We start from the raw sequence: 14797 nt of genomic DNA, 5'->3' as shown, positions 1-14797 counted from the left end.
CTCCGACTTGAAGATGTTGAAGCCCCCATCCCACCAAAAAAACATTTTTTCACCCGAGCATCCAGTTATCAGAAACAATACGATCAGTATTTAAAAGAATCGGCTGAGTATGACCTACGCATTAATCAAGTCAACGCGCTGAATCAACTGCATGCGCAAGTCAAAAAGGAAGCTGATTGGCATTGTTATTTCTGTCATTTCAGGGATTTAAAATTCAGCGAAATTCATCATCTGGATGGCAATCATTTCAATAACGCCAAAAGCAATCTGGTCTGTGCCTGTACACTTTGTCATAGGCAGCATCATTTGTTGTGGCTCAGTATTTATGATCATGCCGAGTTGGGGGTTGCGAATATTGATCATCTCACCCAGACCGAATTAAACCATATTCAGCGAATTGCTATTGTGATGAAGGATGATCCCGCCTATGCCGGATTATTAGGCATAAACGGAAAGTTGGGTGCCATGTTGACCGAATTGACCTTTAGCTTTTCTAGGCCTCTGCATGCTTTTATGATCCCAGATACTGAAAAAGAAAAGAGCTGGAAACACCATCTGCATACTGTCAAACTCAATAATCCGCTTAACGGAAATGCGGCAAATTACTCCTTAATTGAACTAGCTTTGAGCAATATTAACAATCTCAAGCCGACCAAGCCGCAGAAGGATGCTCTGGATCAATATGACGCATTTATTGGCCTGAGCGAAATTAAACGTGCTGATTCTAATGCTAACGATGATGACATTAGGAACAAATTTATTGCACCGGTACGGGAGGCCATGGCGCAGTACAAAAAACAGTATGAGGCGGATTTTGAGCAGAGCTTTAATGATGACAGGACATCGTTTTCTATTTTCGAGTTAGCGATGGCACTGAACAAGATTAATTACTCCGACTACAAGGAATTTGACCCCAAGTATATGTACCTTGTGTATAAGCATGAGATCTTCACCGAGGAGCAAATCGCCTATTACAAGACCTTGGATTATTTTAAAGTCGAAAATTGGGGTTTTGGTGGTAACTAATGACACTTGATAAGACCCTGTTAAGCGACAATTGCTTTGTGCTCAAGAAAAGTGCCGATTTAGATACTTCACAGCAAGATCGGGTCTTCGAGAAAAAACCGCATGGAATTGCACAGCTCGATAAGCTTGATTTTTGTAGTTTTGACAACAAGGCTTTGACCTCTACAATTAACAAAGCTGTTGATTCTATGGGCGAGGTTAGTTTGAGTGAAGACATCTATCTAACCATTGCCTCCTCCCAGATCTATAATTTTTTACTCAATATGGTCAAGGTGCCTACTCTTGATGCAGGTGGCGGTGAAAGCTGCGTGATAAGGGTATGTCAGCTTAAGTTAAAAAATAAGATCAGCTATAGCCGTGATCGAAACTTGTTAAATTTTTTAGGTCTATTAAATCTGGATTTGGATAGATCCTGTGTGTTGATGGATTCCGTCTATGGCTACCTCACCCAATTTCATGCAGATTTAATTGAAGTAATTACCCTTGAGGAGATCCCTATCGCTTGCAAGCGTATTGTAATGGACAGGATTGAAAATAATCTTGACGTATTAAGTGTTTCCTTTCAGAAAAAATATCGCCTTATGGCTCACTCGATCTTGTCGTATCGATTATTAAATAATGATGCCCAGAACAACATCATGATGGATAATCTGCAATCTCATCTAATCGACCAGCAGCTTAGGTTTTCTATTTATTTGGCGTTAAAGCCATTGCTGGTTTCCTTGTTTATTAGATTTAACCGCCAGAAGAACCTAGTTGATGCGACCGGCAATCTTTTTTTTAGATTAAGTATTCCTCAACACCCTATTTATAAGAATCAAAGTCTGGGCTTTAGAGATATTTTGCTCAACATTCTAGACTACGGTTTTTTCATTAGCTACCCAAATTTGGTAGACCGCATCGCTTTTCAAAGTGATGGCTCTTTGCCGGTCAATATTCAAAAAAGTGTTGAATACACGGAGCGCTTTCACCTATCGCAACTTTTGGGTGAGAATATTTTTTATACAGTTTTATTTAGACTCATGGATGTCTCGCTGGGCAAGCATCAAGCGACTATAGATGATCTTATTATTTCTCGCGATTTTGAAGCACTACAAAAGCTCCTAACGAAAATAATAGGCTGATTTTTTCCGCATTTTCCACATATCCGAATCCAAAAAAATGTTTATTTGTAAAATAAACGAAGAATAAAAATAATTTGGCGACTCGGATTTTTATAAATGCCTACGAATAAACCGACATTATTAAATAAGTTGGAAGTTATCCTTTTAAATGTTTTGTCTTCCCTCAAGGTTAGTGTTACTGATTATTGCGATATTGAAACCACTGATGGTAACTACAATATCGTATTAAATAATGGTGCCCTAATGACCATTATTGCCTACGATGGCACCCGCTCTATTATCAGTCCAGAAACTTTTGACGACTTCATTGTAAGACTGACCAAAACTCTAAGTGTCTACCTCGCCAAATCGGGTTATCAATTCGGTATGGTTTTCAGGAGAGACCTGACTCCATGTAGCGATCTGTTCAAAATTGCGGAGATCCAAAAAAACACGGCAGCTACGCTAAAATTAGATATGGACTCCTTGATCGATGAGGCAGTCGATGTTTATTCAAACTTCGTTTATGACGAGACCAACTATATTGTTTTGATTTCGCATCCTTCGCTTCTGGATGAGTCAGAAGTGGCTCTAGAGGCCAAGCGTAAAGGTATTCTTTATAAGCAGTACCCTATCCCTTCTTTTGCAGATGGTCAAAATATCCTGCTCGCCAATTCATTCTTGAAATCACGCCATGAAACCTATGTTGAGGCAGTGATGACGGCGTTGGGAGACGACAGATTCTCTGCTCAGGCTTTTAAATTAGAACTGGACGAGGCTTTACGTTCTATTAAAAAGGCCGTGGATTCGCAGAATACAAGCACAGAGTGGGTGCCGCAAATACCCAGCAAGCAAAACAGAAGAAAGATCTTGGCTCGTTGGAAGCAAAATAAATACCTTAATGATGCAAGTCATCATCTCTGGTTGCCTCTCCCTGAGCAGATTATGCGAACTACCATTAGTGGTGTGGATCGGGCCAGTGCTGGCACCTATCCATTAGGCTCTGTTCTAACTCAAAACCGGATCTACTGCCCATTACTAATTGCATCCCCGCCTCAAAGCGATGTGACATTCAATGATCTGTTTATCAATTTGAATAATGCCTCTACGGTTCTACCCAATGGGGTTGAGCGTTCACTACCTTACTGCTTCTCCTTCATGTTAAGTGGAGATGGTTTTGCTGGTGTTGCAGTTAAAAAAACGCTGGCTTCCATTTTGGCCGTATTTTCTGCCGAAAATGCGAATATCAAAGGTGCTCTGGATGCGCTGACACAGTATCGCGATGATGGCGGCTGCCTTGTAGGTATGTCGATGTCTGCAATGACTTGGGCGGAAAACAATGCTTATGGTATTGATGAGATCCAGATTCGTCGCTCAAAGCTATGGAGAACGATTGAGGCTTGGGGTGGCTGTCAAGTAAGTGAAAAAGGTGGTGATCCGATTTTGGGGTATACCTCCAACCTGCATGGCCTGACCCATAAACATCACGCACCCAAATATATTGCGCCTTTATACAACGCCTTGTATCTGTTTCCTTGGGGAAGGCAAGCAAGCCCATTCACAATGGGTACCATCATGCACCGTTCAGTTGACGGCAAGCTGATGCGTCAGGAAAGTTTCTCACCAGAATTAAACACTTGGATCAAAATTTATTTAGGGAGACCGGGGACTGGCAAATCGGTTGCCATGAATAATGACGTTATTGAAGCCTGTCTGGTTGCCGGTTTGAAACGTCTCCCCCTGATTTTTATGATTGATGTGGGGATCTCAAGTCGTGGCAGTATTGAATTGTTGCAGGATCGATTACCGCCAGAAGAACGTCATCAGGCAGTGTATAAGCGCTTAAAAAATGATGCACGATTTGCGATCAACCCTTTGGATTGTGCGGTGGGGCGTATGCAGCCTACTCCAAATGAAACTGCGCAGATTGTGGCATTCCTGAGTACCCTTATCACCCCAATTGAATCAATGGGCAAGCCAGAAAAAGGCTTAAGTAACTTCTTGACTCAGGTGGTTGAATTCACCTTTGCATCCAAGCGCGAAGGTTCGGAAAAGGGTAAGCCTAATATGTATGAGCGCTATGTGGATTTAGAGCTTGATGGGCTGCTGGATGAATTGGGGATTAATGCATATAACCGGTCATATTACGCTCTGGAAGACCAGTGTCATGACTTGCAGGCTTATCGCGCAAGGGATCTGTGTCACAGATATGCCATGCCGATAATTAGCGACATGATTGCGGTGGTTAGTTCCAATCATGAACTTAAGTCTCGCTATGATGAGGCGCGTGTAGAAGGTGGCGAATCGATTATCCAGTTATTCAGGCGTGGTGTTACAGAGGCGATTGCCATGTATCCCGTTTTTAGTACCTACACCAAATTCAACATCGATACAGCGCGTGTGGTTTCGCTGGATTTGCAGGATGTAATTGGCTCCAACCCGAAACAGTCTTCCTTGTTCTTCCAGATTGCCCGAATATTTGCAAAGAAAAAACTTGCATTCGAGGAGGATGATGTTGCTCTTTTTCCTTTGCGTTATCAGGAATATTACAGAAATTACATTACCGAAATTTTAGAAGATAAAAAGATCATTGCCATTGATGAGCTGCATAACGCCAAAAAAGACCTTTCGCTTTTTGCGGAACTTGAGCGTGACTGCAGGGAGTCTCGTAAATGGAATATGGAACTGAAATTTGCTTCTCAAATGATGGAGGACTTCGGGCTAGTTATCCCGCAGCTTGCTACGCAGTTCGTGATCGCTGACAGAGGTACGGACGATAGTAGGGCCTATCTGCGCAACACTATTTCATTGCGGCCAATTGAGGAGTATTACCTTTCCAACTTTGTCTCGCTCAATGCCGGTGGTTTGACTTACCTGTCAAGAACTGTATCCAAAAAAAGTGCTTACGTCTCACTGCTCACACTCACCATTGGCCCGCAGCGCTTATGGTCGCTCACCACCGATGCTGATGACCGTCTACTCAGATCTACGCTATACGATATGCTGGGTGATCGCCCAGCCGCATTAAAGCTATTGGCTATTGTTTACCCTTTTGGTGCTCGCAAAGTCATGAATTCGCGAAAAGAGGCATTAAGGAAATCCCGAAATGATGCAGCCATTGCCCCAGAAGATCTGGACTCCATGGCAAGGATTATGGCGAAAGAATTAATGGATAACAAAGAAGCAATACTTGCTTCTGCAAAAAAAGCGCACCGGTAAGTTATTTATGACTAGAGCCAGTGACCTAAAAGTGATGCTTTTTGACAAGCTGACATCAGCATGGGGGATGCTGGAAATATACCGCCCCTCTTGTGATTGCCCTTCTGAAAAGGGCTATATGGGCATGCCCTTTTTGGAAGCCAAGAAGTCCAGCGCAAGCAATCAGGCGGAGTGTTAAGCTATGTACAAACCTAAAGGATCGCAAGCTACATACAGGCCGTATGAAACGAGAAGGGATGTTCGGCGTTTAGACACCAAGATTCATCAAGCGCTGCTTTCAACTGATGGTGGGTCTTATCTGGTCGCTATCAATACCTCTGCGGTAGCAATCCTGTCATTTCTTCCTTTTGGTGGCGAACTTGCATTGGGTATGTCCTGCCTTTTGCGCAATATCTACGCAACTCCTGAAAAAAGACTTCATGATTTCCCTTGGCGTGTTCCCAAACATGCCAAGCTGTTTGATGCTTCCAAAAATCTTGAATTATTAAATTCACTCAACAAGGGCGATGTCAGGAAATACAATCCACAGGCCCTGTATGGTGAAGGTGCCACCTACTATGGTGTATGTCGAGAAACAAATCTTCCTGTTTACTCGACCAACTCCGATGACCGTACCCATTTGACCTGCTTGGGTACCACCGGTTCAGGCAAAACCGAGTTTTTGTTAGGCGGAGTGGGCAACCAGTTGGTTCAAAACTCAGGATTAATCTATGTAGATGCCAAGGGTGATCCTGCATTACAGCGAGATGTGAACCGTCTGGCAAGACGATTTGCGCGTGATGATGACGTATTGACTATTAACTTCATCACCTCTGGCCGTAACCTAGCCAGAGCACAACCCGATAAGATCACCAATACGTTTAATATGATGAGTAATACCTCTGACGGTATGCTGATCGAGCTGCTGAATAACCTGCTAGATGACTCCGGCGGTGGTAGTGACATGTGGAAAGGCCGAGCGATGAGCTTCATCGCAGCACTAACCAGAGTCCTGACCTACTTAAGGGATCAGGGCGTTATACAGTTATCCCCTCAGACCTATACGCAGTATTTGGAGCTGTCAGCGCTAGAAGAATTAGTGTTCGAGCATGATGGGAAATATGGTGAATTTTTTGGCTCTGTAGCCTCTGCCCTGTCCATGTATTTGACAACATTGCCGGGCTATAACATTTCACCAAAAGCTCGCAAAAAGCAAGAACAGAAGACGATTGAGCAGCATGGTTTCATCGTGATGCAGCTTACCAAGGCGATCAACAACCTGACCTATGACTATGGTCATATCTTTGGGGTACGCCAAGGTGATATCGATATTTTTGACTGCGTTTTAAACCGAAGAATTCTAACTATCCCCTTACCCGCACTTGAACGCTCACCCGATTCCTTAAAGCTTTTAGGAAAACTGTGTATAGGTAGTGTAAAGCAAATGATGGCGGGTTCCCTTGGAAACCGCATCGAAGGCTTGGTAAGGGAGATTCTGGATTCACGGCCAACAAATTCCCCTAACGCATTTAAGTTAATTTTCGATGAATTCGGATATATAATAATAAGCGGCGTATCCGTTATGCCTGCGCAAGGCCGAAGTCTCAGTTTTTCCATCAGTTTTGCCGCCCAAGATTTCTCGGATATTAAGCGCGGCAACGAGCACGAAGCTGAAGCCATCTGGGGTAACTCAAACATCAAGGCTATTGGTCGTATCGTGACCGGTGAGAATGGCGATACCATGAACAAGGTGAACGGTGTCACTGGTGAGGAATATCAGGCAAGATCTTCTAGCGCAGAACTAAAAGTCGGCGATTTTCACAACAGCTACACCCCAGCCACAAACACCCAAATCCAAAAAGAACGAGTCCTTCCATATAATGATTTGGCTGGTCAGGAAAATGGCGAATTTACTTTGCTTATTTCCAAGAAAGAAGGCGGTGGTGCCAGTGCTGGCGTTAAAGCCATTCGGATCAAATCATTTTATGTAGCAGGCCCGCCTTTAAAATACCTGCGCATGAATGATTTATGCCCAAATTTCTCTATTCCTGTTGAGAGGCTTAAGTCACCAAATGACCGCATTGAAGTAGTTGCCAATATTCTAAAAGACAACCACAAGCGCAATATTATTGGTGAAAGTAACTTTCTGCATTCAAGCGAACCTTATAAGCAACTAAAAGAGCTTAAGACGGATGTGTTTTATTCCGAAGATCCAATAATGTGTTTAAGGGCTTTCCTTAAAACAAGGCTGGATGATGCGATATTGGATGAGCAGGAATTTACCACCCTTGATTCCGCAAAAACCCAACAATCCTCACCGAGCATACATCCAGATTATCAAGAGCAGGATAGCGAGCAATCAGAGCAATCCCTTAGACTTAATATCGGTGCCGCAGTTCGCCAAAGCCCTCAATTTAATTCAAGGTTGCATGAGACTATCACTCAAAATGCTGATCCGGTCAGTAAGGAGCATACTGTAGATCTCGATGTAAAATCCGCTCTGGATAATAATGGCATTGAGCCAATTAATATCTTCAAGTTGCTTAATTATGCCAATGAATGTGAGGAAAGATTAAAACAGCATGATATTCAATTACTGGAAACACGCACAAACTACGGTCTGCTTCCATTCGTGCCCTCTCATGCAAATGAAATAAATAATGAGTTTGGTGATCTGACATCGAGATTAAGAAGTCTAGGTGAACGCTATTTAGCTACCAAGGTTGTTAGTAGTGATGTGCTAGAAGAAGCGGATATGCTTTTTGATGAGATCGGCTTTGATGTTATCAAGGATATTACTGATGTTAACCTGTCTAACGATACGGAAGCCTCACCCATTGTAGACAAGCGAGAATATATGGATAAGCTACTAAGAATTGCAATCAAAACCAAGGGGCAAATAGATATAATATAAAATTGGCACCCATTAAAAACCACCTTATACAGGTGGTTTTTTATCATCAAATAAAGTCACAACAAGGCAGTATTGATATTTTAGTAAAAATACATTAATGCCATGAATAATAAAATATACTTGATTCTGTTAAATTGCAAGGGGTGCTGAATTTTTCCTTAATTGGGTATTAAGGCTTTTTAGGTAGCTCACCCCTCTCTATTTGGAGGTAAATATAATTGGAATACATTACAACACAGATTATAAGCAAAAAAGTGATTGCTTCAAATATTTGCCTTAAACCAACACTGTCATAACCGTTTATGTGTGACTTCTGGGAAACAGAAGAAAGAGTAGATAGGCGATATTTATTCGCTTTAACATATTCTTCGGTATTATTATGAATATGTGTCCGAGCGTTTATTATACTTTCATTAACTACAGGGTCATTTCCTTTCATATATCTAAACTGAGAAATAATATAATTTCGATCTAGTTCAGATTCATATTTCTTATTCGTTAAATTAATAGCCTCTGTATAATCACTATTAATTGCCTTCTCGACGATAACATCATCACGTAAAAAAATATTTATATTGGGCGTAGTAAAACAGGCAATAGATATTATAAGTATATTTGCCAAGTTCAAAACTAGGGCATATCCCATCCTATTTTTAATATCATTTTTAAATAATTTTGCGTGAATAAAAAAGGCTATAGCCTGAATTACATATATGATTAAAAAAAACTTGGTTTCTATAAAATCTAGATACCACCTAATGTCATTGGGTAGATAAACAATATTCAGAAAAGATATATGATTTTCACCCAACCAGAAAACCTGAAAATAAAATAATAAAGAAACCGTCAATATTAAAAAAACCAGAGAAAAATAGCCCGAAGAACAACGTCTGAGTTCCGGTGCAAATACCCCTGTCATTTTTAATCTATCAAACATTTAATAAATCCTGATAATATAAAGACACCCATGCCAATAACCATTATAAATAAAAAATTATACTAATAATTGGTTCTTAACGGTACAAATATAAAAAAATATTGAATTAAAATCTTAAAGCTTTGGGTAAATTTTATTATAAAATAATTACAGAAACCGGTAACACAACAAAGAAAAATGGGTAACACAACAAAGAAAAACGGGTAACACCATTAAAGCACAATGTGTAACACCCCGCTAAAATACTAAAACACAATGTGTAATGCAACATAAAAAAACGTGTAACAGGAGCTAAAACAAATGTGTAATGCGCAAAAATGCCTAGATTTAAAATTTGTAACGGTAGACATGATGATTTATTGCCTATTTTTTGAGCATTTTTTTTGCGGGTTTCGCGATCTGATGGTGATGGGGATTTTTTTTGGTATTTCATTTTATCTGAGCGATGTGGTTGTGGTGGGAAAGTGACGTAAATTTTGGTCATGATGCTATTTTTTTTGAATGGGAAATATTAAAGGCTTTTAAAAGCAGTATGCGTTTATAGAAAATCAAGCAGAATACTTTGCTAATGGTTTGGATAGCTATTAAAAATGCAAAAAAAGACCGCTTATAGGCGATCTTAATTTGGTTTATTTTATACATTTATAAGCTTTGGACAAGATATATGAGTAGTCTTACACCCTCTATATAGATCGTGTTTTTTAATTGTTGCTTTTAATTTAACGCTATCCCCTGTTTCACCTAAAGGTGTAGTACCTGAATAGATAATAATATTATCATCACTCAGCATTTTATAAAAATATTTGCGAGTCTGATAAACCTCATCGAATTTGCTTTGAGAAACCACAATTGAAGCTGTTAATTCAAGGCGCTGTTTTAGCATTCCATAATACTTGGAGCTTTTCTCTTTTTCGATTCTATTTTCCTTTTTTGTGCGGCTGTATTTTTCTAAATCAATATTACTTTTAATTTCCCCTCGCTCAATTAATACAGCTAACGCTGCACTAGCAAGGTTTTTTAATAAAATATTATTTGGATTTAGGGGAGCGTTTTCACAACACCAAATTAAGTAATCACTTGGAGCGTCTATTATCAATGAATCCTGTAAAGCTCCAAAAGGAATACAACCTGAACTAATCAAAGTCAATTGATCTTTTTGATATGGTTTTAATAATTCCTCAATAGGGTTATCATATAATAATATATTTGTAGATGAGATAAATTCGACCTTAAATAAATCTCCCGCAATAGCATTATAAGACTTTACATATAATCGAGCTAATTTGATTGATTCAGCCTTAGTTGATGCTAGATTTTTAACATAGGTATCGCAGGTTTTACCGTCTGCTTCGGTATGAACTCTTAATGTGTAGAATGGGCAGTTTATATGACGAAAAATATAGAATTTATTGGTTTTCATTTTATTTATTCCTTGTTAATTCATATATCAATTATATCATTTCAACGGCGCTATAAATAAATTGAATATTTTTGGAATTCACCTTTATTAAAGGTTCTTTTAAAGCAGCATACGTTGATAAAAAGTCAATCTTTGTGATTTAAGTCCAATTCTAATTGCTGTTCTATTTTGCTTAAATTGCGAACTATTTTTTGGAGGGATAATCTGGATTCCAGTTTTTCTCTGGCAATAATGCTGCGGATATTATTTTTTTCATCTTGGTCGCTGGTTCCGATCCAGTCTTTAGTTTGTAGATCGCACTGCTGTTTCATTTTTATCAGGAGTAATTACTTTTAAGTTGGTCAAATAGGCGAAAGGTGAGGTAAACGGTGTTATTTGCTTCCATGAATGAGCATCCGTATTCATGGCAAACACCACTTAAAATACCGGTCAGTAATTTGGCATCGATGATACTTTCAATTCTGTATTGGGAGAATTTTTCAAAATCAAAATTTTTACGTGTTACTGATATTCCTTGTTGGGTGACTTCCAGATAACACTGTCCATTGGGTAATAAAATCTTGAACCCATTTTGGGATGATTCCACTTGAATATTCTCGGGGGTAACTAAATTTCGACTAACATGCTGAATGTAGCTTTTTAGTGGATTCTTACAGTTTTCAAAGGTGCTCAAACTATTCATTTCTTGGCTTCTTTTTTTTATCTGATACTTAATTATATCATTCAGAAAACAGGGTTAAGAAAATTGCAAATTACAGTTTTGACGATTCTTTATTATTAAAGACACTTAGGCAGCATGCGTGTATGGATTTAGGGATCTAGTGAAAAGTCCTCATCTTCCTCCGAGTCCTTTTTGTGCTTTTGTTCCATGGCTTTTTTCTCATATTCCTCCTTCTGTTTTTGCATGTCTCTTTCTATGGTGCCCTTAAGGGTTATAAAAGATACGATAAAAAAAAGACCGACCAGCATGATGAAAATAATCTGCTTCCAATCCAGTTCCATTCCTGCGACTCCCCAGAAGAACATCTAAAAAATTACACAAGATTTAAAATATCATTATTTTTATTTTTTTTGGATTATTTGTGTGATTTTTATTTTTTAAATAAAAAAATACCACTTATTTTTTCATGGTATTTTTATTTTCATTATTAATTGAATTTTTACATCAGCTTTACGGTTTTTATTATTTCGTGTAGGCCAGATCCAGATTCTCGATCACCCACTGCGGAACACCTTTACTGAGTTCTGACATGGCGATCTTAATAACTGGATCGGCGGACAGTTCTGAGTCGGGGCGGCGTTTATTGGGTTCATCCTTCAGTAAAATGATTTCATCATAGATGGCACCCATTGCGTATTTACGTTCTTGGTCAGGGTCAGCTTGCTCATCCAGCAGAATAATTTTGATGTCAGCATTGTCACTTAAGGTGGGTTCTCCCCTTAGAAAATCATAGAGTTGATTTAGGGCGGCGTTTTGATCGCTTGAAATCAACATAATTTCGGCATTATCGTCTGAGATATGAGACCAGACTGATACCCTGTAAATTTGTTTGGACATATCCTATTTAATCCTTGGTTTTTTTCTTTTTCCTAAACCGCGCCAACTTTCTTCACTTGGCGCTCTTTCGCACTGATGGGCTATTTTGATAATAAAACCGCCTTCGTCCAAGAGTTTGTTTTGTTCCAATACTCTTTCAATAGCGTAAGCTCTCAAGGCAGCCTCTAGGCCAAGCCCTTTTTTGGGTGTAAGCGTCTGAGTATTGATAATAATGACAACTTGTTCTGGCATTTTAACCTGCAGCCATGGCGTTATATTTTCCGCCAAACATCAAATCAAGGGCTGGTTTAAGATCCGCATACTCAACAATAAGATTATAGATATTTTTACCAAAATCGCCAAAAGTTTTGCTTTGGTGGCTGATAACCTTGTTTTTGATCAGGATGAATTTAACCACCGGCTTATCAGCAACCAGTGTGCTTACGACCAGATGCAGACCTTTCTGCAGTTTGACATAGCCTAAAATCGCATCCACATTCACCAGACTCTCAATAAAGTATTTTTCGCCTTCGATTATGATGGCGCGATCTGTCTGTGAGCTGTATCTAACTTCTGGGTCGAATTTAATAAGATTGTTTAGATTGCTGTTCTGGCTGTTAAACAGCTTTACTTCTGCAAGATTTCTTAAAGTCTTCATCTTTCTAAAAACCCGTATAATAATTTTATTAATATATAACATTAAAATATCTAAAGTACAATTATAAAGATTTACTAACTGATAATTTTTGTAATTTTATACGTTTAGGATTGAAAATAATTTAATTTTGCTATTGTTACGCACAGTTCTTGAAAATAATAATAAAAAAAGGAAAGTCTCATGGCCTTCAAGCAATTGAACATGTCTAAAAAAACAAAAATAATAATTCTGGCGATTAGTGTTGGTATTTCTCTTGTCTCTTTCTTTACCTTTTCCCATTTTAAGCAACAGGTTGCTCAGGGGGAGCTGGATAAGCTCCAACCTGTTGTGATTGAGACGGCGGCGAATTCGGGATCACCAAAAGATACCAGTGGCCTGTATACCACTCATTGTTATGGAACCGGCAATACGGGTACCTGTATGACCACCAGCATCAAGACTGGACATGTCGTGATGGTGGCTCAAGAGGATTATCAGTTTGATACAGGGTTTACCGGTGACAAGCATGCGGAAAGTCGTAATCGGGTTATGCAGAAATACCTCAAGGATATGAATTGGGTTGCTGCGCACATGGACTGTTCTTATTACGCCAAGTACGGCGCAGGCAAGGAAGCAATGACGACCGAATATGCGCTGGATAAACAGAAAAAACTACTATGTTCGGATGAGTACGCGGATCAAAAATAAAGGGCTGATGTAAGTTAATTTTTTGAGTTAATTTACATTTTCATCAAGGCCTCTTGAGTAGTTGATTAAAATAATGGAATCCAAGAGGTAAATATCACAAGGCTACAAAATGAAAAATAACAATAAGAGACTCAACTTAAGAAACGGCTTCGGTATGCTGGAATTGCTGATTGCAATTTCTATTATCGGCTTCGTCAGTGCTGCTGGTCTGGGTGCCTACTTTGTATATATCCCGAAATCTCAAGCTGCCGAAGCCATGCAGATGATTGATGGTGAACGCATAGCGGTGGCTCAGTATATTGCTGAGGGTCGCTGCACAAGCTCGGGTTCAAATGAAACCACCAAAGGCCGGTATGGTAATTTGGTTGTTTCTGGCTCCCAAGTAGCCTCTAGAGGTGATACCTGTCCGAGTGGCTGTGTTTTGACTTACACCTTCCATGCTGATGCTCATAAGGATCTAAAAACCACCAAGGTTGTTGCAAACGTGTTAAACAACGGCGCGGCTTCCAAAACTGATTCTGCAACTACCACACCTGCTCGCTACCTGCCGACTTCGTTCAGATCGATTGCTGCGGCTGCTGGTGATGTCTGTACTGCGATTACCGCAACTGGCAAAACACCGACTACAGGAACAGGTGGTGCGAGTGAGACGGGTTCACCAAATCCGACTCCACCTGCTCCACCAGTATCTGAGCCACCACCACCTGAGCCGGTAGTTCCACCTGAGCCGGTAGTTCCACCGACACCACCGACAGTGCCGGTACCACCAACAACCCCAACACCGCCGGTAGTCCCACCACCACTTGCAGGTGATCCAAGTTCAACTCTGGCATCTTGCGGGGGTGTGGTGGGAAACAATACTGCAACCGTAGATAGCATGACCTTCTATCAAATGGGTAGCTCAACTCCAACGCCTAGCGTCACTTACCCGATGCCGAACAACCAGCCAGCGTTGTTCTCCCCGATCTTTGATGTTGAGGTGAAGGTGAGAAATGTTCAGGCGGGTTCATACGTTTCAATATGTAATACTAGCTGGAATCCATGGCCTGCAAATAACACGGAGAGAACTGGATGCTCACTAAGTATTTTGGAACGAGGTGCTGCAACTGCAGAAGTGGTATCAGGCGATTATAGACTTTTACCGAATCATGTTAGTGGTCGCGCAGTGTTCTTCTTCCCTACAGCAACACCGAGTGTTCAAACCTTGAGGGTACGAGCTACATGTAACGGGATCATGAGCTATGTCGATCAGAAAACAGGGGCCATTGTATACGCAAAGTCGGAGGCCAAGCGGTCTTAGGAAGACAATAGAGAGGG

The 14797-nt window shown here is 40.2% G+C and carries 15 protein-coding genes; 6 read left to right on the top strand and 9 right to left on the bottom strand.

The annotated features are described in order from the left end of the window. From ACR2F3_RS09055 to ACR2F3_RS09040, 4 genes are all read left to right on the top strand, one after another. A partial coding sequence (locus ACR2F3_RS09055) for an HNH endonuclease signature motif containing protein (protein WP_432709659.1) occupies positions 1 to 1026 on the top strand: 1026 nt, incomplete at its 5' end. Continuing rightward, positions 1026 to 2150, top strand: coding sequence for a hypothetical protein (locus ACR2F3_RS09050; RefSeq protein WP_432709658.1), 1125 nt, complete (start codon positions 1026 to 1028; stop codon positions 2148 to 2150). The genes ACR2F3_RS09055 and ACR2F3_RS09050, both read left to right, overlap by 1 nt. A 96-nt stretch (positions 2151 to 2246) precedes the next feature. Continuing rightward, on the top strand, positions 2247 to 5348 hold the full coding sequence (locus tag ACR2F3_RS09045) for a hypothetical protein (protein WP_432709657.1): 3102 nt from the start codon (positions 2247 to 2249) through the stop codon (positions 5346 to 5348). Between the two features lie 181 nt (positions 5349 to 5529). Beyond that, positions 5530 to 8241 carry a TraM recognition domain-containing protein gene (locus tag ACR2F3_RS09040; RefSeq protein ID WP_432709656.1) on the top strand — a complete coding sequence of 904 codons (2712 nt, stop codon included), beginning with the start codon at positions 5530 to 5532 and terminating at the stop codon, positions 8239 to 8241. Positions 8242 to 8410: 169 nt separating this feature from the next. On the opposite strand, the gene ACR2F3_RS09035 is transcribed toward ACR2F3_RS09040, so the two are convergent. From ACR2F3_RS09035 to ACR2F3_RS08995, 9 genes are all read right to left on the bottom strand, one after another. Continuing rightward, complete coding sequence (locus tag ACR2F3_RS09035; protein WP_432709655.1) at positions 8411 to 9160, bottom strand: hypothetical protein; 750 nt, start codon at positions 9158 to 9160, stop codon at positions 8411 to 8413. A gap of 154 nt (positions 9161 to 9314) precedes the next feature. Then, on the bottom strand, positions 9315 to 9662 hold the full coding sequence (locus ACR2F3_RS09030) for a hypothetical protein (RefSeq protein WP_432709654.1): 348 nt from the start codon (positions 9660 to 9662) through the stop codon (positions 9315 to 9317). 150 nt (positions 9663 to 9812) lie between these two features. Then, positions 9813 to 10598 (bottom strand): hypothetical protein, encoded by a 786-nt coding sequence (locus ACR2F3_RS09025; protein ID WP_432709653.1) that lies wholly within the window; start codon positions 10596 to 10598, stop codon positions 9813 to 9815. A gap of 125 nt (positions 10599 to 10723) precedes the next feature. Beyond that, positions 10724 to 10909, bottom strand: a complete 186-nt coding sequence (locus ACR2F3_RS09020; protein ID WP_432709652.1) for a hypothetical protein — start codon at positions 10907 to 10909, stop codon at positions 10724 to 10726. Positions 10910 to 10914: 5 nt separating this feature from the next. Then, positions 10915 to 11280 (bottom strand): hypothetical protein, encoded by a 366-nt coding sequence (locus ACR2F3_RS09015; RefSeq protein WP_432709651.1) that lies wholly within the window; start codon positions 11278 to 11280, stop codon positions 10915 to 10917. Between the two features lie 128 nt (positions 11281 to 11408). Further along, the gene (locus tag ACR2F3_RS09010; RefSeq protein ID WP_432709650.1) at positions 11409 to 11624 is read right to left on the bottom strand and encodes a hypothetical protein; all 216 of its coding nucleotides are present in this window, start codon (positions 11622 to 11624) and stop codon (positions 11409 to 11411) included. Positions 11625 to 11781: 157 nt separating this feature from the next. After that, positions 11782 to 12156 (bottom strand): hypothetical protein, encoded by a 375-nt coding sequence (locus ACR2F3_RS09005; protein ID WP_432709649.1) that lies wholly within the window; start codon positions 12154 to 12156, stop codon positions 11782 to 11784. 3 nt (positions 12157 to 12159) lie between these two features. Next, on the bottom strand, positions 12160 to 12387 hold the full coding sequence (locus tag ACR2F3_RS09000) for a hypothetical protein (protein WP_432709648.1): 228 nt from the start codon (positions 12385 to 12387) through the stop codon (positions 12160 to 12162). Position 12388: 1 nt separating this feature from the next. After that, complete coding sequence (locus tag ACR2F3_RS08995; protein WP_432709647.1) at positions 12389 to 12793, bottom strand: hypothetical protein; 405 nt, start codon at positions 12791 to 12793, stop codon at positions 12389 to 12391. Positions 12794 to 12994: 201 nt separating this feature from the next. On the opposite strand from ACR2F3_RS08995, the gene ACR2F3_RS08990 reads away from it, so the two are divergent. Together ACR2F3_RS08990 and ACR2F3_RS08985 are read left to right on the top strand one after the other, a co-directional pair. After that, positions 12995 to 13480, top strand: a complete 486-nt coding sequence (locus tag ACR2F3_RS08990) for a hypothetical protein (protein ID WP_432709646.1) — start codon at positions 12995 to 12997, stop codon at positions 13478 to 13480. Positions 13481 to 13589: 109 nt separating this feature from the next. Continuing rightward, a complete protein-coding gene (locus ACR2F3_RS08985; protein WP_432709645.1) occupies positions 13590 to 14780 on the top strand; it encodes a pilin in 1191 nt (396 codons plus the stop codon). The last annotated feature ends 17 nt before the right edge of the window (positions 14781 to 14797 follow it).

The sequence above is a fragment of the Pedobacter sp. genome (assembly GCF_045627485.1).
In the GTDB taxonomy this organism is placed as follows: Bacteria; Bacteroidota; Bacteroidia; order Sphingobacteriales; family Sphingobacteriaceae; genus Pedobacter.
This window is presented reverse-complemented; position numbering and strand designations above follow the sequence as displayed.

Bases quoted from the DNA above. Each gene is read 5' to 3' on its own strand.
- ACR2F3_RS09050 (WP_432709658.1), top strand. From the start codon at position 1,026: ATGACACTTGATAAGACCCTGTTAAGCGACAATTGCTTTGTGCTCAAG.
- ACR2F3_RS09045 (WP_432709657.1), top strand. From the start codon at position 2,247: ATGCCTACGAATAAACCGACATTATTAAATAAGTTGGAAGTTATCCTT.
- ACR2F3_RS09040 (WP_432709656.1), top strand. From the start codon at position 5,530: ATGTACAAACCTAAAGGATCGCAAGCTACATACAGGCCGTATGAAACG.
- ACR2F3_RS09035 (WP_432709655.1), bottom strand. From the start codon at position 9,160: ATGACAGGGGTATTTGCACCGGAACTCAGACGTTGTTCTTCGGGCTAT.
- ACR2F3_RS09030 (WP_432709654.1), bottom strand. From the start codon at position 9,662: ATGACCAAAATTTACGTCACTTTCCCACCACAACCACATCGCTCAGAT.
- ACR2F3_RS09025 (WP_432709653.1), bottom strand. From the start codon at position 10,598: ATGAAAACCAATAAATTCTATATTTTTCGTCATATAAACTGCCCATTC.
- ACR2F3_RS09020 (WP_432709652.1), bottom strand. From the start codon at position 10,909: ATGAAACAGCAGTGCGATCTACAAACTAAAGACTGGATCGGAACCAGC.
- ACR2F3_RS09015 (WP_432709651.1), bottom strand. From the start codon at position 11,280: ATGAATAGTTTGAGCACCTTTGAAAACTGTAAGAATCCACTAAAAAGC.
- ACR2F3_RS09010 (WP_432709650.1), bottom strand. From the start codon at position 11,624: ATGTTCTTCTGGGGAGTCGCAGGAATGGAACTGGATTGGAAGCAGATT.
- ACR2F3_RS09005 (WP_432709649.1), bottom strand. From the start codon at position 12,156: ATGTCCAAACAAATTTACAGGGTATCAGTCTGGTCTCATATCTCAGAC.
- ACR2F3_RS09000 (WP_432709648.1), bottom strand. From the start codon at position 12,387: ATGCCAGAACAAGTTGTCATTATTATCAATACTCAGACGCTTACACCC.
- ACR2F3_RS08995 (WP_432709647.1), bottom strand. From the start codon at position 12,793: ATGAAGACTTTAAGAAATCTTGCAGAAGTAAAGCTGTTTAACAGCCAG.
- ACR2F3_RS08990 (WP_432709646.1), top strand. From the start codon at position 12,995: ATGTCTAAAAAAACAAAAATAATAATTCTGGCGATTAGTGTTGGTATT.
- ACR2F3_RS08985 (WP_432709645.1), top strand. From the start codon at position 13,590: ATGAAAAATAACAATAAGAGACTCAACTTAAGAAACGGCTTCGGTATG.